This window comes from Streptomyces sp. HUAS TT11, from assembly GCF_051553595.1.
In the GTDB taxonomy this organism is placed as follows: Bacteria; Actinomycetota; Actinomycetes; order Streptomycetales; family Streptomycetaceae; genus Streptomyces.
Window position 1 is genome coordinate 9,068,301 of sequence record NZ_CP196184.1, and the last position, 22,444, is coordinate 9,090,744.

The following is a 22,444-nucleotide window of genomic DNA, read 5'->3' on the forward strand; positions in this document are numbered from 1 at the left end:
GCTAACCCCTCTGCGGGACGACCTGGAAGTACACGGCAGTCATCACGAAGTTCGTCACGAACAGCAACATGAAAGTGATCACCACGGACTGGTTGACGGCATCGCCCACACCCTTCGGACCGCCCTGCGCCGTCAGCCCCTTGTACGAGGCGACGATCGCCGCGATGGCCCCGAACACCAGCGCCTTGATCTCCGCCGCCCACAAATCCGACAGCTGCGCGAGGGTGGTGAAGGACGCCATGTAGGCGCCGGGCGTGCCGTGCTGGAGGACGACGTTGAAGAAGTAGCCGCCCGCGACACCGACCACCGAGACCAGGCCGTTGAGCAGCACGGCCACGACCATCGACGCCAGCACCCGCGGTACGACGAGCCGGTGGATCGGATCGATGCCGAGCACCTGCATCGCATCGATCTCGTCCCGGATCTTGCGCGCCCCGAGATCCGCGCAGATCGCCGTGCCGCCCGCGCCCGCGATCAGCAGCGCGGTGACGATCGGCGAGGCCTCCCGCAGCACGGCGAGCACGGACGCGGCACCGGAGAAGGACTGCGCGCCCAACTGCCGGGTCAGGCTGCCGATCTGCAGCGCGATGACCGCCCCGAAGGGAATCGACACCAAAGCCGTCGGCAGGATCGTGACGCTCGCGACGAACCAGGCCTGCTGGATGAACTCCCTCGCCTGGAAGGGCCGGCGGGGCAGGGACCGGACGACGTCCAGCGCCACCGCGAAGAGGCTGCCCGAGTGCCGCAGCGCACCCGTCGGAGAGAGCCTCATGCGTCCGCCACCCCCGTCCCGTGCAGCTTGGCCTCACGTCTCGCGATCGCCTCCCAGCGGGGCGGGCGGGTGATGCCGGGGCCGGGAAGCAGGCGGGGAGTCAGAGCATCGGCCGGGCCGCCCTCGTCGATCTGAGCCAGCTCCTGCTCGAGCTGGGCCGCGTCCTTCTCCTCCGCCATGCCGATCGGCCCCTGCATCCGGCCGTTCAAAAACTGCCGTACGACGGGCTCGTCACTGGCCAGCAGCTCCTCGCGGGGCCCGAACATCACCAGCTCGCGCCGGAACAGCAGCCCGATGTTGTCCGGGACCTGGCGGGCCGAGGCGATGTCGTGGGTGACGATCAGGAAGGTCGCGTTGATCTGTGCGTTGAGGTCGACGATGAGCTGGTTGAGGTAGGCCACGCGGACCGGGTCCAGACCCGAGTCCGGCTCGTCGAACAGGATGATCTCCGGGTCGAGGACCAGGGCACGGGCGAGCCCGGCCCGCTTGCGCATACCGCCGGATATCTCACCAGGCAGTTTTCCCTCGGCGCCGATCAGCCCGACCATGTCCATCTTCTCGAGGACGATCCGCTTGATCTCGCTCTCGGACTTGCGAGTGTGCTCGCGCAGCGGGAAGGCGATGTTGTCGTACAGGTTCATCGAGCCGAACAGCGCGCCGTCCTGGAACAGCACGCCGAACAGCTTCCGCACCTCGTACAGGTCATGCTCACGCAGGCGGGTGATGTCCCGGCCCGCGACCTTCACCGAGCCCTGCTCCGGCTTCAGCAGCCCCACGAGCGTCTTGAGGAACACCGACTTACCCGTCCCCGAGGGGCCGAGCATCACCGAGACCTCCCCGGCGGGCAGCGTCAGCGAGACGTCCTGCCAGATGACCTGGCGGCCGAAGGACTTGGTCAGCCCTTCCACACAGATCTCGACACCCATCCGGTTCCATCCTTCGCCCATGGAGCAGTTCCGACATCTGCTCTACGGGGAGGACAGGGGCGTCCGTCGCGGCGGAGAAAGAATTTTCCGCGGACGCGTGTACGGGGCGCTACGGCAGCTTCGGCAACGGCGTGCGTGAAGGCGTCCTCGGGGTGGGGACGGACAGCGGAGCGGCCGGCACGGCCGAGGCCGGGGGAAGCGACGGGACCGACGAGGCCGCCGACCCCCTCGGCAGGCCGGGCACGGCAGTCGGCAAGTCCGGCACCTTGGGCACCTGCGTAACCTGCGGCACCGACAACCCCGAGAGCGCCGACGCGGATACCTCCGGCGGGGACGGCACCGACACCCTCAGCGGCACGGATGTTCCCCCAGTGGGTGAGAGCGTCCGGCCCCAAGCCCCGGATGCCGAGGGCGAGGGGGCGGGCGTCCCGGAGTTGCGCCCCCGGCCCGCGGCCTCGCCGTCCAGGATCTGCGCGTCGCTGGACACGGCGGGCCGCGGCACCGGACCGTTTCCGTCTCCGCCCCCGTCGAGCGCGTACGGCAGCACCAACCCCGCCACCACCAGGGTCGCCGCCGTCGAAGTGACCACGAGCGCCTGCACATTGCCGCCCCCGCGCAGCCGCCCGCGCCCGACCAAGAACAGCACCAGCCCGAGCGTCCCGGCCAGCGAGGCGCGCAACGTCCGCCGAGCCCGGGCCAGCAGCGACTCGACAGTCCGGTAGCTGAGTCCCATCCGCACCGCGACCTGACTCACGTCCAAGTCCTCGGACCTCAGACGAAGCGCCTCCGCCTGCCGGGCGGGCAACTCACCGCTGCGCACAGCAAGCCACTTCGCCTCGGCCCGGTCGCACACCGCCTCCTCGACGGGTACCGGGCCCGGCGCGACGAGTGTGGGGAGGCGGCCCACCTCGGCCTCGCGGTTGACCTGCCGGTACCGGTCGACACACAGCCGCATCGTCACCGTCGTCAACCAGGCGCCCAGCCGCTCGTCGTCAAGGTCCGGGCGCTCCGCGGCGCGCAGCATCGCCTCGTGAACGGCGTCCTCAGCGTCCTCCTGGCTCATGGATCGCCGCCGAGCCACCTTGAGCAGCTGCTCGCGATGGCTCCACATGCGCTGCCAACGCTCGTCGGCGGCCGCTGTGTCCGCAGGCATGTCCGTCGCCAAGAGAGCCCCTTCGCACTCACCCGCCGGTCCTGTGCTTCCGTCGGTGGCGACATTACCGCCGAGTAGTGGCAGTTGTGGAGGGGGGAGTCGCCCATCGTGTTCAGCCGTTGCCGGCGGTCAGCGACCCCGCGTCGGGCAGCACACCGCCGCCGGGCAGCGTGAGGGTCGGCTCGGGGACCGGAACCAGCGGCGTCCCAGACTCCTTCGGGACGCCGGCCTTGAGGGACGGGCTGGGAGATGGTGAGGTGGGCGACGGCAACGGCGTGCTCGAAGGACCAGAGCCCGCCTTCCGCTCGTCCGACGGCTTCGACGGCGAGGGCTTCGGCCTCTTCGGGTGGGACGGCTCCGGCCGGGCCGACCGGGATCCGTCGGACACGTCCGGCACCAGGCGGTGTCGGGTCAGGTAGTACGCGTACCACGCCTTGACGGTGCGTAGATAAGCGTCCGAGTGGTTGTAGCCCAGGATCGCCCGGTCCAGGTCGACCGGGGTCGACAGGTCCCGGCCGCCCGCGCACAGGTAGCGGCCGGCGGCGAGCGCCGCGTCGTAGACGTTGTTCGGATCCATCCGGCCATCGCCGTTGCCGTCCGCTCCCCAGCGGGCCCAGGTGGACGGGATGAACTGCATCGGGCCGACCGCGCGGTCGTACACCGCATCCCCGTCGTACGTGCCGCCGTCGGTATCCGCCACGACAGCGAAGGCGCCGCCGGTCAGCCGCGGGCCGAGGATGGGCGTCACGGTCGTACCGTCCCGGGTCACCCGTCCGCCCCGCGCCTGCCCGGACTCCACCTGGCCGATCGCGGCCAACAGCTGCCAACGCAGCCGGCAGCGTGGCGCGCTCCGCGCCAGCTCCTCCTCGGCACGCCGGTACGCGGCGAACACGCTCGCGGGCAGGGCGCCGCCGCCAGTCATTCCCTGTGCCGAGCCCTTCTTCCGCGTCCGCAGCGGGGGAAGATCGGTGCGGTACGGGGTGTCGCCGGACACGCTGAGGCCGTGCTCGGCGGGTGCCGCCCTGCGCGCGGGCTCCGCGGCCTCGGCCGAGACCGCCCTCGGCGCCTGCGACGCGGTCAGCACGGCCATCGCCGCCGCCGCGATCGCCGTACCCCTGGCACCCCTCAGTGCCCCCTTGAGTGCACGCGCTGTCATCGTGCGGTCCCCTCCGTGGGTGAATCCGTCATCTGCTCTACGCGGCCGGAGGGCAGGTCCGTCGTACGGAACCGGGGGATCGGCGGACGCCTCTACCGGAGAGGAGTACGCATGCGTGTCTGTCAAGGGGGGCTGTGATTCGGCTCGGCGGCAGCGGCCTGGGAGCCGCTGTCGCTGGTCATGCTCCAGCTGGTGACGGGCTTAGACAGGCTTAGACCATCAATGCCGTTGCGTTACGGGCTTGTGGGTTGGGGCCTTGTGATGAGGACGGCTTGAGTACCGGTGCCGGTCGGCTGCGGCCAGAGACGGTGTTCGGTTCGTTTGAGGTGGTAGTTGGACATCTTGCGTTTCACGGCGCGGAGCTGGCTGCGGAGCCGTCTGACGGGCAGGAGTCGTTCCAGGAGGTCTTGCTCCGGTATCGCCAGAGCTCGCACTCCAACGCGACCGAGGACTGATGCGCGGGAAAGACCTACGCTGCTATAGCGGGTGCCGCGTTGGCCGATGTGCCGGTCGCGGCCGTGAGCCCGCCTGCTGCAAGGGCCGCTGCTGCCAGAACCGTGATACCGCGCGAGCGGATGTGCATGTTCCCTCCCGTTTGTGTCCGCCGTGCCACCCGACGCGGAGTGCGGGTAGGCGGGGCAAGAGACAGCAGCGTGCCACCCGAAACCAAACCCCTCATGTGCAAGCAGCGCACTCTGATTAACACAGGACTGAAGTTCCCCCACGACCTTTGGACACTCGTTTCTTACGCTGCCAGGGAGTGACCTCGCTGGTGTCGCTGCCGGATCTCGAGCGGCGTGAGGTAGCCCCGCTGAGGGTGCTTTCGTAGTCGCCGGCGGTTGTAGAAGGTCTCGACGTAGGTGAAGATCGCCGCTCGGGCGGTGGTCCGGTCCGGCCAGACGCGGAGGCCGATCTCTTCCTTGAGGACGGCGAAGAAGCTCTCAGCTGCGGCGTTGTCGTAGCAGGATCCGGTGCGGCCCATGCTCTGCCGCAGGCCCAACTCACTTATCGTGCAACGGAGTTCTTCAGAGGTGTATTCGCTGCCGCGGTCCGAGTGGGCGATGCAGCCGGGCTGGAGGTCGCCCCGGCCGGCGGCCATGGTGAGCGCGTCGACGACCAGTGAGGCCCGGTGATGGTTGGCCATCGCGTATCCGACGATCTCACGGGTTGCCAGGTCCAGCCAGGTCGCCAGATAGAGCCAGCCCTGCTCGGTGGGGATGAAGGTGATGTCGCCGACCAGCTTCACTCCGGGAGCCGGTGCGGTGAAGTCCCGGCCGACCAGGTCAGGGGCGGGCATCGCCCGTTTGGCGGGACGGGTGAGCGTTCGGCGCCTGCGGCGCGTGACGCCGGTGATGCCGCGCTCACGCATGATCCGCTCCACCCGTTTGCGGTTCACGTGGCGGCCGAGCCGGGTCAGTTCGGCGTGGATGCGCGGGACGCCGTAGGTGTGCTTGGAGGCGATGTGCAGCACGGGGATCTCGTGGGCCAGGACGTCGTCGGCCTCCTGGCGGCGTCGGCGGGCAGCCTCGCCCTTGGCCCAGGCGTAGAAGGAAGAACGGGCGACCTTCAGCAGCCGGCACAGGAGAGCGACGTTGAAGGTGGTCTTCTCCGCCTCGATGAACCGGTAGACGTCGGTCATCGATCGCTCTCCTTCGCAAAGAAGACCGCCGCTTTTCGCAGGACCTCGATGGTCTTGGCCTGCTCAGCGGTCTGCTTGCGCAGCCGCTTGAGCTCCTCGCGCTCGGCCGAGGTCAACTCGCTCGGCCGGCTCTGGCCCCGGTCGGCCTTGGCCTGCCTCACCCAGCCCCGCAGACCCTCCGCACTCACGCCGAGGTCACGGGCGACCTCGGTGACCGTCTTGTCGGAGGCCAGCGCCAACTCGACGGCGTCACGCTTGAACTCCTCCGTGTACCGCTTGCTGCGGTTGCTCTTGCTCAACCTGAACTACTTCCCCTGGGACCCATCCGTCCCAGTGTCCACGTGTCCAGGTCAACGGGGGAGCTTCAGGACGCCCGCAGCCAGCGGGCTACGTTCGACGCAACTCTTCTTTTGTCGGCGCGGGTCAATGAGCCCGCTGCGGCTACACCCCAGAACGGTGAAGCGGACCTGGATAGCCACAGCCGCCCTGGGGCGCCTTCCGCTATCTCAAGCGTGACGCTGTCGACCCACCGGCGCATCATGGCCCTGCGAGCGCGCCTCCCACTTGCGGATGGCCGTCCGAAGGGCGGTGGGCGGGAGGCGCGCTCGGCCTCGACTACCTGCGACCTGAGACGAGGACGCCAGAGCGCAGGGACGAATTCATCCTGACCCGGCGGCGTCGGGGGCGCGAGCAGTGGCAGCCATGCGGGTGGTAGAGAGCTGGAAGTGTGCGGAATCGGAATTCGCGGGCGAGGCTGGAGCCTTAGCCAGGTGTCGCGTGATCACCTACCGCGCCGACCGCGCCGCGGACCACGACGAGCCAGACGAAGGAGGGCGCAGCCGCTGACAGCCCCGTCGCCACGGCCCACAGCACAATGCTGCCGCCCAGCAGCCGGCCGCGGACCAGGTCAGTCAGCACACCGACCGGCAGCGTGAAGACTGCGCCGGTCACGGAGGTGATCGAGGCGAGCACCTAGACTCGTGGGGCCGATGCCGAGCTGCATGCCGCGCGCGTTCACCGCCAGAGTGCCCTTGTCGGCCATGTCCAGGTTGATCCCAGCCCGACGGGGCCCGAGTACCGCTCGCCCCCGACCCGGTTCGCTACGCCGACATGTTCCTGCTGGGCGCGGCCTTGGCGGGCAAACTCCTTGGCTGCAGCATGTCCGATACCACTCGATGCTCCGGTGACGACGACCATCTGTTCGGACAACGGCTCTGTTCTGACCGGCACCTGCGGCTCATCCCATCCCCGCGGAGTGTTCCCGGCACATGGAGCTTGCTGATGCCGGTGTTGCTCCGAGGCCGGGCCGAGCACACCGTTGCCAGAACCGCGCTCGCTCGACAGCCCTGCAGCAGCAGCCTTGCACAGGCCGGGCATGCTGCTGGTGTCCGCCAGGTGCTGTGCTTAGCTCCCTGCTGGATGTACTGGCAGCTGTGGCGAACGCGCTGGCTTCCGCGCTGCAGCGCAAGGCTGCGCGTGAGGAGCCCTCGGAGGAGAACCTGAGCCCGCGACTGGTGTGGCACCTCTTGCACCGTCCGGTGTGGTTCGGCGGGATCGCGTCGGTGATCGCGGGATTCCTGCTGCAGGCTGTCGCTCTGGGCAATGGCCAGCTCGCCGTGGTGCAGCCGTTGCTCGCACTGGAACTGCCGGCGGCGCTGATCTTCTCCGGTTTCTTCTTCGGTAGTCGTCTGGGGCGGCGCGAGTGGGGCACGTCGGCGGTCATGGCGGTCGGTCTGGCCGGTCTGCTCATCACGCTAGTCCCAAGCGGCGGGAAGACCTCCTCTATCACCTGGTGGGAATGGGTGATCGGCTGTGGCGCCAACCTGTTGCTGGTCGCGGCGGGCATCCTCTGGGGAGGCGAAGTGCATCGGGTGCGCGCCGGGGGGCGATCCTGGGCACCGCCACCGGCTGTGTCTTCGGCCTGCCCGCGGCGGTTCCCAGCGACGTCAGCTCCCCCATGTGCGATACCAAGACGGTTTTGAGCAACCCCAGGAGTCACAGACCCTGAAGTAGATATAGGCAGGCTTGCCGTTGATCGACTCAGCAACGTTGTGGGAGTACGTCACGTGCTTGTCTACCTCAGATCCAACGAGCTTCCACTTGTCACTGACGCCCTTATAGTTGTACTCAACCCAGACCATGTATCCGTCGTGCAGATTGTCCCAGATCTCGAACTTGTCCCCATAGGGGTGGAACACCACCCCGGCATGGTTACCTGCTATTTGCGACCAGTTCTGGTTCGGGTAGCTGGCAGCGCTGGCGGCCGGGGCAAGCGCGACAGCACCGCCAAGCAGAACCGCAGATAAGGTCGCGGCGGTGATGTGCTTTCGAACGTTCATGCGTCCCCCTCAAATAAGCCAGGCTCACACGCAGCTCGGGCTACCTTGCCGAGCGCTCGTTGCCGCATAACACGAGCGTAGACGCGGCACCATGGCAGTCCGGTTCCTTGGTGCAAGAATGGCAAAATCCCGTCTCTTTACCTTTCACTTGAGCCCACCACGGCCCATCGTGCACCTTGACCGTAGGACGCCTCACAAGTACAGACCGGACCATGCCCTCGCAACGGCACCGCCGATCTGGCAGTTCTCGGTGCGGCCGGCGGTTCCGGAGTACTGGTGCTGGACCCCGGCTGAGGTGGTGCCCTTCTTGATGAACCCGGTGTCGTCGATGATCAGAACGCCGTCGGCCTCGCCGAGCTTGTCGGCGACGTACTCCTGCAGGTCGTCGCGGATGTCCTCGGGCTCCCACTTCGATCCGGCGAGGAGGTGCTGCAGGCCGTCGGGCATGGGGTGGCCGGCTTGTTCGGCCAGCTGCCAGCTGTGATTGCGGGCCACGGGGGCGAGCAGCCCGCGTACGTAGTCACGCATGCGGCGGCGGAGCTCGACCCGGCCGAAGCGGTGCCCGATGGACAGGAAGAGATCGTCCAGTTCGGTCCCACTGCGCGGCGGCATGCTCGCTGATCACCCTCGGAGGCTGCCCCGCCGCTGTCACTACCTGCGGCGTTATCGCACGATCGAGGGGCGGTCTCCGTGAGACCGTCCCGCACGATCGAACTCCCGCTACACTCCAGCAGCCCAGCGAAAACCGCAGGCCAGACAACAAAGTCCTGCTGGAGTACGAGCCTGTCCGGTCGATCATGTGTGGAGCTAGATGACGGGGCCTGCGGCGGTGACGGTGCCTAGGTAGACGTAGCTCTCTCTCCACAGCACCCCTGGGTGCTCAGGATAGATCCAGCCCGGAATCGGACATGACCGACCGGACAGGCCCCGGAGGGAGAGCACAGGCCTCAAGGCCACGAAACACGCGCCGTCGCAGAGAAGTGCAGTGCGCCGCGCCATCAACTGCTCCGATCCTCGACCGGGCACCGTAGCGGTGCCCGGCTTCAGCTGACCGCGCCGCCGGCACAGTTCACGGGACTATGGACGTGGTCTCGACGTACCGGGTGTACCGGTCGCGGGGCAGCTTGCTGAACACGAGCCGGTAGAAGGCGCGATCTGGGGCGGAGGAGTTCCCGGCGAAGAGAACGCCGGGGGCAGCGAAACCTGCTGGCATGGAGGTCCCAGGGGGAGGCCGGCGGTTCGCTCGGCCCACAACCAGCAGCGTGCTAGGAGGACTAGCTGCTAGGCGCTTTCGCTGCGCCGAGACGAGCCTCCATCGGCACTGCATGGAATGGAGGAGGCAAAAGTTGACGCAAGGACCTGGTGTGGCTGATGAGTTCGCCTGTAGCGTCTGCAAAGCGTCATCCGTGGTGTCGTTAGGGGGAGCCATGCGAGTACGCTCATGCGCCGTTGAGCCGCAGTCAGCCGCGGTTCTGGCGGCAGGGATTTAGTGCGCAGCTCCACCAATGACTGCAATCGCATTTCCGGAGCCCTGCTATGGCAGCGCCGGGAGTTAAGGCACAGCACGCTGTCGCCTGAAGCAGGATTGATCGGTCGCACGCTCCGCCTACGGCACCAGCTCTACCCACATCTGGACGCCCAGCGACGGACAGGCCGCTTCCTAAGCGTCATGCCCTTGGGTCGCAAGTCCATCCGGGACCGACTGCAGGAGGTACAACAGAATGCGAACTCGGCGTTTAATGCCATTCGCAGGTGCAATCGTAGCCTTAGTGGTGGGTACAGTACTGAACGCGCCGGCAGCTGTGGCGAGCGGCGGCGTGTGCAATCCAGGCTGCTCCGCCAATGTGGAGTTCGAGTCGTACGGCGAGATACTCACCGTTCATGACTACTCGGCGGACGGCTTATCCGCAGTCGCAGAATTCGACACGCATCGCGACGGGTCAATCTCGTACTTCATCAACAGCAACGGCTACGACGCGCCGCCGAAAGTGTTCAACCTAGATCTGCCTGAGGGCACGCTGGTCCGCTACAGGGCGTGTCTGACGAACTCCGGCAGCGGCATCTACACCAACTGCAGCGGCTGGTACAACGACGTCGCCTGAACCGTAGACGCTCAAGCCCGACCTCACCGAGAAGGCAGAATAGCGCCCCCAACCGATCCAGATAGGGGCGCTTTGCGGACCGCGAGGGAGGACTCGACCCTCCAACCTCTGGCTACGGGAACCGGTGCTCCATCCAATCGAGCTGCCCGCGAATGTGGCTGTTACACCGAGAGAGATCGTAGCAGTTGCCCTGTTTCGCCCCACTGTGCCCGTGTGTGCGGGTGATGAGGGGTGGGCGAATGGCCGGGTGCTGGGGATTAGCCTCCCCGGCCCTGTTTGGTGATCGGCCGTCAGAACAGGGCGGGCGGGTCTTCCGGCTTCGGCTTGCCAGACCGGGTCGGCACGGCCCTGACGGGGCTGGGGAGTTCGGGGATGTCCCAGCCGTACTGCTGCTGAGCCCACTCCGCGTACCAGCGGCGGTGGCACTCCTCGACGAGGTCCGCCACTGCCTCGAGGCACATTAGGCAGGCCGGGGCCGGGGTACCGGCTGGCCAGCTCCTGGAGCGCGGCGAGGATCCCTTCGTCAGCTCGTGCGGGGCGAGTGCCTGGATGCTCTCGTAGCTGTAGCGGAGGAAGCGGGGCCGTCCTTGAACGCGGGCAGACTCCTGGCCACACAGCCCGGCCTGACCATGGCCGACCCGGTGGTGGCCATCTTGGGGGGAGTACTGATCTTCCATCGATTGCAGGAGAGAGCCAGTACTCGTCAGAACACGTCCTGGCAGTCCCTTGCCGCATCCGCCTGCGGCAGGTCGCGGGGCTGGCTCTTCCGCGCTTCCGCATACCTGGGTGCCGTTTGCCAATATTTGGGTGGTCGTGCTTCTACCAGCTCAGGCGGTCGCGGTCGCGGCTTTGCCGTCCCGTCGGGCGACGACGATGGCCATGTCGTCGTTGAGGTGGCCATTGGTGTATTCCTGCAGGTCGGTGACGACTTGGTGGAGCATGGTTTCGGGTTCGTGGTGGGCCCAGTTGGTAACCCGTTCGGCGAGTGGGTAGAAGACGCCGCTTTGGTCACGGGCTTCGGTGACACCGTCGGTGTACAGCATCAGCCGATCGCCTTCGTCGAACGGGAAGGTGGCCGGGACATACAGGCTGCTGGAGATTGCGCCGAGGCCGAGGGGCGGCGCCGGCTCGGGCACCACGAGCGCGCTCGCGGCGGGGGTGTCGCGGTGCAGCAGGAGGGGCGGCGGGTGCCCGCAACTGACCAGGTGTACGACCGGCTCGTCGTCCGGGATGTCCACGATGGCGGCAGTGACGAATCGTTCAGCGACGTCGTCCTCGGACCCGGAGAATTCCGCGAGGCCCCAGCGGATGGCATCGTCCATGTGGCCGACCAGTTGAGGCAACGGGATCTGGCGGTGGGACGCGGCTCGGAAGGCGCCCAGCACGACTGCGGTGTCACTGATCGAGGCCAGGCCCTTGCCGCGGACGTCCCCGATGAGCAGCCGGGTGGAACCGGAGGTGCGGGCCACGGCATACAGGTCACCGCCGATGCGCGCGTCGGCCTCCGCGCTGCGGTAGTGCGAGGCCAGCGCGATCGGGCCGGCCCGTTCGGGCAGGGGGCGCAGTAGGACGCGCTGTGTTGCGTCGGAGATGGAGCGGCACCGGAGGAGCTTCTGCTGGCTCCGGTCCCGCAGGTGTGTGAAGAGCACCAGGGAGGCGCAGAGTGCGGTAAGGGCGCCGAGTTCGACGATGACGCTCTCTGTGTTCAGAATGCTACGTTCCGCACCTGCCACTATCAGGGATAGTACGCTCAGTGAGCCGATAAGTGCGGTGAGGCGTGGGCCGGTGCTGAGTGCGACGACCGCCACGGCGATGTCCAGCACGTGCGCAACGTGGATATCCGGCGGCAGGAACGCATCGGCCACAGGGACAGCGACAATCACGGCCAGTGGCCCGAGCAGCCACATAAAATGCGGCGCGGCCCGGCACCACACCTTGGGACCCTCAGCCACCGATCCGATGCCGGTCACAACGCTCACAATGTGCTCCCATACTCGTCCCCCTTGCAGCAACGGCCGACCAGCGACCAGTCATCCCACCTGCCGAGAAGTACCTCTGTGCCTTTCGTCAACCGGGCGGGGGGTTCTGGGTTTATCGAAGGTGCCGTGCCGGAGCATTGCGAACCACGCTGATGCGGTGGCGGGCCAGGCGGAGCAGGGCCTGGGTGTGTGTCATCCCTCGGACCCAGCATTTGTCGTAGTAGGTGCAGGAGGCAGGATCGTGCGGGGTGGCGAACGCGGGCAGAGGCATCGCGCGCTTGAGCTGCCGGTTCCCGGCCGGTGGTGCGTGTTTGCCCTGGATCGACGTTCCGGACGACTTCATGGCCGGGGCGAGGCCGGCGTAGGAAGCCTGGTGGGTGGGGGCGGGGAAGCTGGCGCCGTCGCCCGCGGTGATCAGCAAGATGGTGGTTGTCCTGACCGCGTCCTGCGGAATCGAGGTCAGGACTGGGGAACGAGGGGAAGGCCCCGATCTTCGTCCCGGTGGGCGCTGTGGCAGTCATGACCTGACCGTATGCGCTTCGCTGTCCATGCGTGCGGCCCATTTTCGAGACGGAAAGGTGGACCACTTCGCGCCGAACGGTCAGTCGGGGCACCGCGTGCCGCCTGCTAGGCCAGCGCACCGCGAAGCCGGAGTGCCACGTCGCATATTCGGGAGCGGGTGAGTACTCCAGCTCCGTAGATCGCGATCTTGTCTTGTCCGCAGAATTGGGCTGGGAATCTGTTGGAGAAATGGACCACATTTCGGGGCAAATAGGTCAGTAGCTTGCAGGTGTGAACACGAACGAAGCACACGGAAGCCTGCAGCGCCCCTCGGAGCGCACGCCTCGTCTCGACTGGGCCAGGCTCGCCCGGGAGGCAGGCCATGATCCACCCGGACACGCGTGACGGACCCCCTGTGGCTTATGCCGGTCGATCGGCATAAGCCGCGCTCGTGCCCGCCCTTTCTGGTAGCCCACATCTGTCTTTGTAGCCGCCGAGGCTGGCAGCTTCACGGTCATCATGCGCGAGGTCAGTTTTTTTTGCTTGACTCATGCCCGCCGTACGCGTTGGTGTCTTGCGTCATCGGACTGTCCGTTGCGTTGGTGAGCGCTTCTCTGCGATCTCGTAGCGGGAGCACTCGATCAACTCCGCTCGCCAATTTGGTGGTGCCGCAGTCGCCGGGCTGACCACCGACCTGCCGGATCTGTCTGGTCACTCCGATTCTGGCGACTGGCTCTTAAGGGCCTGGCTGCACCGCCTTCTCAGCAGGTGGCGACTGACGCGTGAGGCGGGGTCAGAGCACGCGGGGCGTCACCGGACGGCAGTGCGGCTGACGTCGGCGTCAGCCGACGCCCCGTTGGCCGCGCCCCGGCCCCGACATCGGTCTCGGCTGAGCACGTCTGAGGGGCCGTGACCACCGCCGCAGCCGCCGTCGGGGGCAGCGGGAATGGGCTATGGACTGCCGTGCCTGGTAGCTCGATCACACCCTGTCTTGGAGCTATCCATCCATCCGACAGCAGAGCAGTTGGGCACCGCATCACCGGGGGACGCAGAAAGGAAAAGCGATGGGCAGTTCCGTAGACGCAGCAGTCTCCGAGGCTCAGTCGGCTATCGAGACGGTCAGCCCGGCGATAGCTCTCCTCGACGCGCAGGGGACGGTCGTCGGATGGTCGCAGGCCGCTCGACGGCTCGTGGGCTACTCGGCCGCGGAGGTGGTGGGGCGGTCGGCAGGTGTCCTGTTGGTGGCCGCTGACGATCGCGTAAAGGCTGCACAGGCCGCGCAAGAAGGCACCCTCTGGGGCCGCTGGTGCGACTTCGCGCGGGTGCGCCACCGCAACGGCCGCAGCATCGACGTCATCCTGTGCGTGTCATCGCTGTCCGGGCAGGACGGTCCGGACCGGTGGGTGGTCTGGGCGACCGACAAGGCCACGCTTCCCGCGTGGCCGGCCGGGACCACAGGGGTGGCGCCGTTCCTCGCTACGCTCATGCTGCCGAGCCGCCCTCCGATCGGAGTCGGCATACAGGACCCGAACCTGCGCTGCGTCCGAGCAAACGACATCCAGGGCTCGTTGGACGGCCTTCCTCTCTCCCTGCGGCTGGGCCGCAGGCTGACGGAGGCGGCGCCTGGGACGGGAGCCGAAACAGTAGAAGCAGTGATGCACCAGGTGCTGGAGACCGGGGACTCGGCGATGGACGTGGACTACCCGGCGTTGCTGCCGGCAAACGTGCGAAGCAACCGCATATTGACAGCGTCCTTTTTCCGCCTCGACGACGCACAGGAACGCGCGCTGGGCGTGTGCATGTGCACTGTGAGCGTGGACGTCACCGAGACCCGACGGGCGCGAGAGCGTCTGGCAATCCTCGGCGAGGCCAGCAGGCGCATCGGCACCACTTTGGACGTCATGCAGACCTCGCAGGAACTGGCCGACCTCGCCGTGCCGTTCCTCGCGGACTACGCCACTGTCGACCTGGCGGAGTCCGTCCCACTCGGCGAGGAGCCCTTGGCCCATCTCGGCCCACAGGACGGCCGCATCCCCGCCTTCCGCCGTGCGGGCCTGGCCTCGATCCACCCGGGATCACCGGAGTCCCTGTTCGCTCGCGGAGAGCCGGTCTTCGTCCCGCCCACGTCGCCCTTCACCAAAGTCCTGCGTTCCGGGAAATCCCACTTCGAGCCGATACTGGACACATCCCCGGGTACATGGCTGGACCGTCACGGTGCGCTGGCGGAGAAGTTCCGCGAGCACGCCATGCACTCGTTGATGGTCGTCCCCATCCGCGCCCGGGGCGTAGTGCTGGGCGTGGCAGTTTTCGTGCGGACGGAGGACCCCAGGCCGTTCGAGGTGGACGACCTGCTCTTGGCCGAGGAACTCGTCAGCTGGGCAGCGCTGGCCCTGGACAACGCCCGCCGATACGTGCGTGAACGCTCCGTGGCTCTCGCCCTGCAGCGCCTGCTGCACCCGCACCGCCCCACGGGCGGTTCCGCAGCTGATGTGGCCTGGCGCTACCTACCGGCCGACAGCTACCACGGCATCGGGGGTGACTGGTTCGACGTGATCCCCCTCTCCGGCGCCCGCGTCGCTCTGGTCGTCGGCGATGTGGTGGGACACGGCGTCAACGCGGCGGCGAAGATGGGTCAACTCCGAACCGTCATGCACACCCTCGCGGAAATGGACATGCCTCCCGACGAAGTACTGGCCCGTCTCGACGAGCAGGTCATCCGCCTCACCGAGGCGGAAGCCGACCCCTCGCCCTCGGGCAGTACCACGATGGCCGCCACGTGCCTGTACGCCGTCTATGACCCGGTCACCAGCACCTGCACCATGGCGCGGGCCGGCCACCCCCCGCCCGCGGTCATCGACCCGCACGGCCACGTCACCTTTCCTGACCTGCCCGCCGGAGCACCGCTCGGACTCGAACTGGTTCCCTTCGAGTCCGTAACTTTGAAACTCGCTGAAGGAAGCGTGCTCGCCCTCTACACCGACGGTCTGGTCGAGGCCCGCGACCAGGACATCAACGCCGGCATGAACCGTCTGCGCGCGGCCCTCGCACGGCCTCACCACACACTGGACGATCTGTGCTCTTCCACAGTCGACACACTGCGGGCCAAGCCGCCGCGCGACGATGTCACTCTCCTCCTCGCACGGACCCACGCACTGAACACAGACCAGGTCGCTTCTTGGCAGTTCCCCAGCGATCTCGCCGCCATCAGCCGGGCCCGAACCCTTGCTACCCGGCAGCTGACCCAGTGGGGACTGGAAGACCTGGCCGACTCCACAGAGCTGATCGTCAGCGAACTGTTCACCAACTCCATCATCCACGGCAACAGCAAGGACACCATCGATCTACGCCTTATCCGGCACGGGATGCTGACGTGCGAAGTCTCCGACGCGAGCCACTGCCACCCGCTTCTGCGGCACCCCAGCACCACCGACGAAGGCGGCCGCGGTCTCTTCCTCGTCACTCAACTGTCCCGCCGTTGGGGAACCCGCCACATCCCGGACGGCAAAGTCATCTGGGTGGATCAACAACTGCCAGCCCACGCGTGAAACCACCATGAAGCCGCGCCAGCGCAGCCAGCCGTCAAGAGGCGGACCTGTGAGCAGTACGGATTCCAAGGCAGGGGAGCGTCAACTCCTGTCCTGCGTGAGGTGGTTACGTTAGCAAGGTGGAGTGCTGCTGGGAGTTTGATGTCCTCAACGAACGCGGAGCAGGTTGCCGGGTCGCCGCCCGCAGTGATGAAGCGATCGCTGAGGTCGCTTACCGGTCGACCCCGCCTACCGCAAACGTCGGGTGGACACGGAGCTCATCTCCCGCGTGCTGGACGAGATCCGGGAGAGCGGGAAGAAAAGACAATCGTCTGCCCTGTCGTCGGTGAGTTCATCCACCGCAACCCCGCGTACGCCGACATCCTTGATAGAGCTCATCCCAGTGCTGGCACCTACCCCAAGCGCGGGGTGGTGGAAGGCGGTTACGAGCGGAGCTCACCACGGTCGAGCACGACCTGACGTAGCGGGGTTCAGACGTCGTTGCTTATCACGGCGTCCAAATCGCGGGACATTTTAGTGTGCAGCATGGCTAAGAAGGTAGTGCTGTGGGTCATTCACCCTAGATCGAGGCAGCGCTTCGTCGGCTCACCATCCTTAGCAGCACCGCCCTTTCGGCGTCGTACCACGTTCACCGGCGCGGATGGCAGGGGGAGGGCGGTGCCGAACCGGTGAGATCGCGGCGCTGTTGGTAAGACGGCGCCGAGGATCGAAGCTAATCAAACGAACGGTGACACCATGCGTTACGCCTTTTTGCTCACCGGAGGTTGCATGGTGCGCCATGTTGCCCGGAGCCTTCAGGAATTATGGGTGGAACGATAGACGGGCACGGCTCGATGCCAAACGTGGTGCCGGTGATCAACTGGACTCGCCAGGCATTCTTGCCCGCGGTGATCTCGTCGGTAGCCGCGATTGCCGCGCCAACCCCGCCCGATCGACAGACCACAGCCTTGCACGCCGGCACCGCGTACACGGCACCGAAACGACAAGCCGCATGCACTGAACGCTGAAACACACAGAGAAAGAACAAGAAAGTGAACGACACCGAGCAGTCCAGCGAAGATCTGGCGATCCTCGATCAGCTTAACAAGGACTACGTCAGCTCCGACCAGGCCAGCGATGTCAAGCGCTTTAGCGAGTTCCTCGCTGAAGACTTCATTGTGCAGACCCCGGGTGTTACCCGCAACCGTGCCGAGTTCCTCGAATACATCGCTCAGCCGCGGCCCTTCAAGGATCTCGCTGTACACGACGTCAATATCCGCATCCTCAGTGACGTTGCTCTGATCCACGGCCGCGCAACTTACACCATGCTCGCCAATGGAGCGAAGCAGGAAGCTCTGTACACGGACGCGTACCAGAAGCGTGAAGGCACCTGGGTCTGCGTGTCGGCCTGCGCGATCGCTCCGGGCACCTAACCGCCCCGCGAGACTACTGGTCGCGAAGCAACCCCGCCCTTGGGTTAAGGACCGCGCCAAAGAGCAAGTCACGAGACGCCAACAAGCCGAGACCGATTGGCAGCCTCGCTTTAGTAATCAGCCAGGCGAGAAGACCACGAACGAGACCAGCGGAATAGGCGCCGTTGTAGCCTCCGACATTGGAGGCTACAACGGTGCCGTCCGTGTTCTGGTTGACCACGACCTCGTGATCCTCTCTGACATGCCCTGCTTCCACTTATAACCATGGCGCTTCCGCTGAACGTCGCCGACTGGAGCCCTCGGGACAGTGTCACGGCGTGGGCCCTCGGCGCGGCCGGGCTGGGTGCGGACACGGGCTGACGGTCGCGCTGGTGTACCGCGTCCTCAGCTTCTCGCGAGCCTGCGGGGCGCCCGGAGCGGACGGCACCGGAGCACGTCGACGCTGGTGAGCGGATCCCGGCGTGGCACGGAGCGTACCCCTATCGCGCTCTGTGCCCCCGTGCCGAACTTCCCCTACCCGCGTTCGCCTCGCGTGTCGCGGGCGGAACCGAAGATGCGTCTGGACGCGGAGTTGGCCAAACCCGGCGCCGCCCTCGGCCTCGTCCGAAGCGACCAGGGAGAAATACGCCTCGAAGGAGTCGGTGAGGGCGGCGAGTAACCTCGCGGCCTTTCGTCTCGTACCGCCTGCGCTTACCAGATAGGAACAGATCATGACAGACATTGACGGCGTGCTCGGCGGGAATGCCCACCCCTCCGGGGTCACCCGAATCGCCAACGCCCCGACCGGGGTCACCCGGGTAGTGAACGCCCCCCTGCCCACCGAATACGGTGATTTCCAGGCCGTCGGCTATCTCGATCACGACCGCGGCGAGGAACAAGTGGCGCTGGTGTACGGCGACATCGAGGAGGAGGGGATGCTGGTCCGCCTCCATTCGGAGTGCCTGACCGGGGACGCCTTCGGGTCGACGCACTGCGAATGCGGTCCCCAACTCTCCACCGCTCTGCGGGAGATCGTGGCCGAGGGCCGGGGCATCGTCGTCTATCTGCGCGGCCACGAGGGCCGCGGCATCGGCCTGCTCGGGAAGTTGCGCGCGATGAAGCTCCAGGCCGAGGGCCTGGACACGGTGGAGGCGAACCTCGCCCTGGGCCTGCCGGTGGACGCGCGCGACTACCAGGTGGCGGCGGAGATCCTCCACGATCTCGGGGTGCGGTCGGTGCGCCTGCTCTCCAACAACCCGCGCAAGCGGGAGGCGTTGCTGCGGCACGGCATCAAGGCCGACAAGCAGGTCTCGCTGCTGATACCGCCGTGCGAGAACAACATCACCTACCTGCGCACCAAGCGGGAACGGCTCGACCACTACCTGCCGCATCTGGACGCTGTGATGCACTCGTCGTGAGCGGATACGCGGCGGCCGACCGCCGCCGGTGCTCTCGTCTACATCGTCGTCTCCCGCCAGAGGCGACCGGTGGACGACACCACGTAATCACCTGAGAGCGGGGCAATGGACCCGGCGGTGCCGACCGGGCGTCCTGCGCCTCGCCCGGTTCGATCACCAACCCTTGCTGAGATCGGCCCACGTTCATTCGGCGCTCAGTCTTTACGGACCCGTCGCGGGCCAGTCCAGAAGCCGTGCCCCGATGACCGCAGTCTGGAGCATGTACCGGTGGGTCGGGTCGGCCGGATTGGCCCCGGTGAGTTTGTGGATGCGTTCCAGGCGGTAGGTCAGGGCGCGCACGCTCAGAGACAGTCGGCGGGCCGCCTCGGTGGCCACGCAGCCGGAGTCGAAGTAGGCGGACAGGGTGTCGAGGAAGGGTTCGGCGCCGCCGCGAGCGGTGACCAGCGGCCCCAAAGTGTTCTGGACGAGGCCGGCCATGGCCCGCCGGTCGCGGGTGAGGACGGGGTAGACCAGGTCTGCGGCGCGCAGGACCTGTTCGTCGAGGTCGAGGCGCTCGGCCAGTTCCAGCGCGTTGAGCGCCTCCTTGTAGGACTGGACGACGCCACAGGGGCCGGTCTGGGGGCGGCCGATTGCGACCCGTCCGCCGTCGGCGGCGGCGTGCGCCTGTTTGGCGAAGTGCACGAGCACGTCAGCCTGGTGGCCCGGCGCAATGCACAGCAGTCGGCCTTCCTTGGTGGTGAGCAGGACACTGCGGTCGCCGAACCGCGCGATGACAGCCTGTGCCACCTGTCTGGGAACCGGCTCCCTCTCCCCGTAAGCGGTGACGCCCTTGGCGACGGCGACCGCGTGCGCGTGGGACAGACGCAGGCCGAAGCGCTCGGTGCGTTCGGAGAGACGGCCCAGGTTGCTGCGGCCGTAGAGAAGGTAGTCGATGAACTCCCGACGGGCCGCCTCCTCCTGGCGTACGGCCAGCCGCTGGGTGCGCTCGAAACCCTCTGCGAAGGCGTCGATGCCCTGCTGGACGGCGGCGAGTGCCTCGTCGGCGCGGCCGGTTGTCGCGGGCCAGGCTGAGCGGGCGGCCGTGAGGTGCGCGCTGACCAGGAACCTCGAAGATCAGCCGGTGGCCGTTCATCTATGCGGGCCTCATCCCAACGCCGGAGCAACCCCCCGGATCAGGTCGAACCCGTACACCACTTCCCTGGACGCGACCCCGGAGGACACTTTCCGCGGCCTGCTAAGCCGAGTCATCGAGCACAAAACCACTCCGCGAATGAGTGAGAAGGGGGTTTTGCAGTGGGGTCCTACAGAAGGTAAGTAGGGACGCGGGGGCCGTCATGTGCGTCGGATGATCAGCACGGCCACGTCGTCGAGGTGGTTTTCCGCGACCGCGTCGTCGAGGATGAGGTCGGCGGTCTCCTCGGCGTTCAGCCCGTCGTGGACGGCTTGGGCGGCCAGTGTTCCGGCTCGCTCCAGTCCGGCATCCAGTGTCAGGGTTGGTCCTTCGACCACGCCGTCGGTGACCATGACCAGCGCGGCGTTCTTGTCCAGTGTGAAGGTTTCTTCGGGGTAGTCGGCGTCGGGCAGGACTCCCAGCACCGGGCCGCCCGGCAGCTCACGGATGCTGTGGCTGCCGTCGTCGCGTGCGTACAGCAGCGGCACATGGCCGGCGCTGGCACCGGTGACCCGTCCGTCGCCCGGGTCGATATGCAGCATGGTGCAGCTGGCGAATCGTGCTGCGTCCATCGTGACGAGGAGCTCGTTGGTGCGCGTCAGCACGGTTGCGGGATCGGGTTCGTGGGCGGCGATCGCGCGCATGGAGGCGCGCACCTGTCCCATGGCCGCGGCGGCGTCCACATCGTGCCCTTGCATGTCGCCGATCTCCAGGGCGATGGCACCGTCGGGCATCACGAAGGCGTCGTACCAGTCTCCGCCGATGTCGAGCCCGTCTCGGCTCGGGCGGTAGCGGGCGGCGACCTCCAGGCCTGGGAGGTGCTCGGGCAGCGTGGGGAGCATGGTCTGCTGGAGCGCCGCGGCCAGCTCGACTCGTGCCTCTTGCAACCGGACGCGCTTCAGCGCCTGGCCTGCAAGGTCGGCAAGAGTGCACATGAGGGCCCGCTCATCCGGAGACGACCGGTGCTCGCTGTCGTAGGTCACCAGCCAGGCTCCGAGCGGCTGCTCACCGGCCGGGCTGAGGGGGGTGATCGAGATGGCGTAGCCGGTGTCGAGCTGGTCGAAGTACGGCACCATGGCCCCGTGCGGCCAGCGACGGATGTAGTCCGCCTGGTTGCGAATGAACTGCGGCTCGCCAGTGCGGATCACGTAGGGCAGCGGACTACGGGCGTCCAGCCGCAGGCTCTGCACGGCGGCCACCGGTAGTGGGATCCCGGCATCGGTGCAGATGCACAGGCGGTCTTTCGTGACGAGCGCCAGCGCGGCGCCGCTACCACCGAAGGTCGCGGCGAGCCGGGTCAGCACGACCTGCCGTACTTCTTGCTCCGTGACTGCGGTCATCACGGCGGAGGAGAAGGCGGCGATCTCGTCGGCACGCTGACGCTCAGCACTCAGCGCGACCAATGCTCTGCGCCGGCGCGCTTCCCTCTTGCTGTCGTCACGGATCACTCCGAAGACCCGCTCAGGGCCCCCATACCCCAGCAGGACACGACGGGTCTGGCAGACCAGAAGGCGCCAACCGTCGTACTCGGTGAAGAATCGCAACCTGATCCAGGGGGACCGAGCAACCATCGAAGGCACGAGCCGTCGCAGAGCCCCGCGGTCATCGGGGTGGACTCGTCGAACCACCTCGGACAACGAGATGAAGGCTTTCGGGAACAGCGCTGCCAAGGGGGGCGCGCCACCGAGCCACTCCAGCTCACGCTCCCGGGGTGAATACATGCACAGACCGAGGTTGGCGGCCCTGGCCGCCAGACGGAACGGGATCAACAGACCGCCCCGGTCGTTTCCCGCGTCCAACGAGTGCACCCACACCAGCGGCTCGCCACCTATGGGATCGTTCACATGTCGCGCCTCGACAAGGCAGACGACAGATGCTGCACCTGGCCCGGGGAACTCCAGCACTCGCATGGCGACCGTGTTCGTCCTGGCGGCGTGAGCTACGAGACTCTCGACCGCTGCCAGCTCGCTTGCGGGCAACAGATCACCGAAGCCACGGCCCACGCATTGTTCCACTGACCTGCCCAGTGCCCTGGCCATCGCCGCGTTGAGGCGGAGGATAGCTCCGCCCAGGGTCAAAAGAGCCGACGGCGTGGGTCTCCGAAGGAGTTCGTCCCAGGCGTCCATCTGTGGCTCCCTGACATATACCAAAACAGCCTCTTCAATGATATTCGGGATGTCTTCGTAACGAATGTGCATGACTGACTGCTTTGAGTGACGACGGCAGGGAAACCGCTGGAAACGGTAGGTAGCGGGCAAGCGAAGAAGAGCGCCATTGACTGTTCGGCGGTGTCCACCGCCGAAGCCTGACGCCGTCCTGCAACCCGGCACAGGGCGGGTAGGCCGGCTACCG

At 66.9% G+C, this 22,444-nt stretch carries 17 protein-coding genes and 4 pseudogenes; 6 read left to right on the plus strand and 15 right to left on the minus strand.

Annotation, left to right across the window (positions count from 1 at the left end; translation table 11 throughout):
* Position 1 precedes the first annotated feature (1 nt).
* The 7 genes from ACSHXN_RS40845 to ACSHXN_RS40875 all read right to left on the minus strand — a co-directional run bounded on the left by ACSHXN_RS40845 (position 2) and on the right by ACSHXN_RS40875 (position 6,597).
* On the minus strand, positions 2 to 772 hold the full coding sequence (locus ACSHXN_RS40845) for an MlaE family ABC transporter permease (protein WP_355141582.1): 771 nt from the start codon (positions 770 to 772) through the stop codon (positions 2 to 4).
* Positions 769 to 1,698 carry an ABC transporter ATP-binding protein gene (locus ACSHXN_RS40850; RefSeq protein WP_355141584.1) on the minus strand — a complete coding sequence of 310 codons (930 nt, stop codon included), beginning with the start codon at positions 1,696 to 1,698 and terminating at the stop codon, positions 769 to 771. The genes ACSHXN_RS40845 and ACSHXN_RS40850 overlap by 4 nt, the downstream gene beginning before the upstream one ends.
* A gap of 109 nt (positions 1,699 to 1,807) precedes the next feature.
* Positions 1,808 to 2,851 (minus strand): RNA polymerase sigma factor, encoded by a 1,044-nt coding sequence (locus ACSHXN_RS40855; protein ID WP_438306091.1) that lies wholly within the window; start codon positions 2,849 to 2,851, stop codon positions 1,808 to 1,810.
* Between the two features lie 112 nt (positions 2,852 to 2,963).
* On the minus strand, positions 2,964 to 4,007 hold the full coding sequence (locus tag ACSHXN_RS40860; RefSeq protein ID WP_438306094.1) for a lytic transglycosylase domain-containing protein: 1,044 nt from the start codon (positions 4,005 to 4,007) through the stop codon (positions 2,964 to 2,966).
* Between the two features lie 745 nt (positions 4,008 to 4,752).
* Positions 4,753 to 5,646, minus strand: a complete 894-nt coding sequence (locus ACSHXN_RS40865; RefSeq protein ID WP_355141590.1) for an IS3 family transposase — start codon at positions 5,644 to 5,646, stop codon at positions 4,753 to 4,755.
* Complete coding sequence (locus tag ACSHXN_RS40870; protein ID WP_438306096.1) at positions 5,643 to 5,945, minus strand: transposase; 303 nt, start codon at positions 5,943 to 5,945, stop codon at positions 5,643 to 5,645. Before ACSHXN_RS40870 ends, ACSHXN_RS40865 begins: the two co-directional genes overlap by 4 nt.
* A gap of 463 nt (positions 5,946 to 6,408) precedes the next feature.
* Positions 6,409 to 6,597, minus strand: coding sequence for a hypothetical protein (locus ACSHXN_RS40875; protein WP_438306098.1), 189 nt, complete (start codon positions 6,595 to 6,597; stop codon positions 6,409 to 6,411).
* A 482-nt stretch (positions 6,598 to 7,079) separates the two neighbouring features.
* Here ACSHXN_RS40875 and ACSHXN_RS40880 point away from each other — a divergent pair, with 482 nt between their 5' ends.
* The gene (locus ACSHXN_RS40880) at positions 7,080 to 7,628 is read left to right on the plus strand and encodes a hypothetical protein (RefSeq protein WP_438306100.1); all 549 of its coding nucleotides are present in this window, start codon (positions 7,080 to 7,082) and stop codon (positions 7,626 to 7,628) included.
* Here the strand turns inward: ACSHXN_RS40880 and ACSHXN_RS40885 are convergent.
* The 3 genes and pseudogenes from ACSHXN_RS40885 to ACSHXN_RS40895 form a co-directional block, all read right to left on the minus strand.
* On the minus strand, positions 7,593 to 7,985 hold the full coding sequence (locus ACSHXN_RS40885; RefSeq protein WP_438306102.1) for a hypothetical protein: 393 nt from the start codon (positions 7,983 to 7,985) through the stop codon (positions 7,593 to 7,595). The genes ACSHXN_RS40880 and ACSHXN_RS40885 overlap by 36 nt on opposite strands.
* A gap of 213 nt (positions 7,986 to 8,198) precedes the next feature.
* A pseudogene (locus tag ACSHXN_RS40890) lies at positions 8,199 to 8,610 on the minus strand (IS701 family transposase); the annotation flags it as partial.
* Between the two features lie 444 nt (positions 8,611 to 9,054).
* Positions 9,055 to 9,198 carry a hypothetical protein gene (locus ACSHXN_RS40895; protein ID WP_355142504.1) on the minus strand — a complete coding sequence of 48 codons (144 nt, stop codon included), beginning with the start codon at positions 9,196 to 9,198 and terminating at the stop codon, positions 9,055 to 9,057.
* A 556-nt stretch (positions 9,199 to 9,754) separates the two neighbouring features.
* Here ACSHXN_RS40895 and ACSHXN_RS40900 point away from each other — a divergent pair.
* Entirely contained in the window at positions 9,755 to 10,087 is a 333-nt protein-coding gene (locus ACSHXN_RS40900; protein ID WP_438306104.1) for a hypothetical protein, read from the plus strand.
* Positions 10,088 to 10,377: 290 nt separating this feature from the next.
* Here the strand turns inward: ACSHXN_RS40900 and ACSHXN_RS40905 are convergent, their stop codons facing one another.
* The 3 genes and pseudogenes from ACSHXN_RS40905 to ACSHXN_RS40915 all read right to left on the minus strand — a co-directional run.
* Positions 10,378 to 10,764, minus strand: coding sequence for a hypothetical protein (locus ACSHXN_RS40905; RefSeq protein ID WP_438306106.1), 387 nt, complete (start codon positions 10,762 to 10,764; stop codon positions 10,378 to 10,380).
* A gap of 150 nt (positions 10,765 to 10,914) precedes the next feature.
* Complete coding sequence (locus ACSHXN_RS40910; RefSeq protein WP_438306108.1) at positions 10,915 to 11,910, minus strand: PP2C family protein-serine/threonine phosphatase; 996 nt, start codon at positions 11,908 to 11,910, stop codon at positions 10,915 to 10,917.
* A 207-nt stretch (positions 11,911 to 12,117) separates the two neighbouring features.
* A pseudogene (locus tag ACSHXN_RS40915) lies at positions 12,118 to 12,544 on the minus strand (transposase); the annotation flags it as partial.
* Positions 12,545 to 13,631: 1,087 nt separating this feature from the next.
* Here ACSHXN_RS40915 and ACSHXN_RS40920 point away from each other — a divergent pair.
* The 4 genes and pseudogenes from ACSHXN_RS40920 (at position 13,632) to ribA (ending at position 18,921) form a co-directional block, all read left to right on the plus strand.
* The gene (locus tag ACSHXN_RS40920) at positions 13,632 to 16,112 is read left to right on the plus strand and encodes a SpoIIE family protein phosphatase (protein ID WP_438306110.1); all 2,481 of its coding nucleotides are present in this window, start codon (positions 13,632 to 13,634) and stop codon (positions 16,110 to 16,112) included.
* 1,031 nt (positions 16,113 to 17,143) lie between these two features.
* Positions 17,144 to 17,524, plus strand: a complete 381-nt coding sequence (locus tag ACSHXN_RS40925; RefSeq protein ID WP_355142522.1) for a nuclear transport factor 2 family protein — start codon at positions 17,144 to 17,146, stop codon at positions 17,522 to 17,524.
* A 243-nt stretch (positions 17,525 to 17,767) separates the two neighbouring features.
* Positions 17,768 to 17,943: pseudogene (locus ACSHXN_RS40930) on the plus strand (UPF0104 family protein); the annotation flags it as partial.
* 291 nt (positions 17,944 to 18,234) lie between these two features.
* Positions 18,235 to 18,921 carry a GTP cyclohydrolase II gene (ribA, locus tag ACSHXN_RS40935; RefSeq protein ID WP_438306112.1) on the plus strand — a complete coding sequence of 229 codons (687 nt, stop codon included), beginning with the start codon at positions 18,235 to 18,237 and terminating at the stop codon, positions 18,919 to 18,921.
* Between the two features lie 201 nt (positions 18,922 to 19,122).
* On the opposite strand, the pseudogene ACSHXN_RS40940 reads toward ribA, so the two are convergent.
* Together ACSHXN_RS40940 and ACSHXN_RS40945 are read right to left on the minus strand one after the other, a co-directional pair.
* A pseudogene (locus tag ACSHXN_RS40940) lies at positions 19,123 to 20,028 on the minus strand (PucR family transcriptional regulator); the annotation flags it as partial.
* Between the two features lie 225 nt (positions 20,029 to 20,253).
* Positions 20,254 to 22,290 (minus strand): SpoIIE family protein phosphatase, encoded by a 2,037-nt coding sequence (locus tag ACSHXN_RS40945; RefSeq protein ID WP_438306538.1) that lies wholly within the window; start codon positions 22,288 to 22,290, stop codon positions 20,254 to 20,256.
* Positions 22,291 to 22,444: the final 154 nt, after the last annotated feature.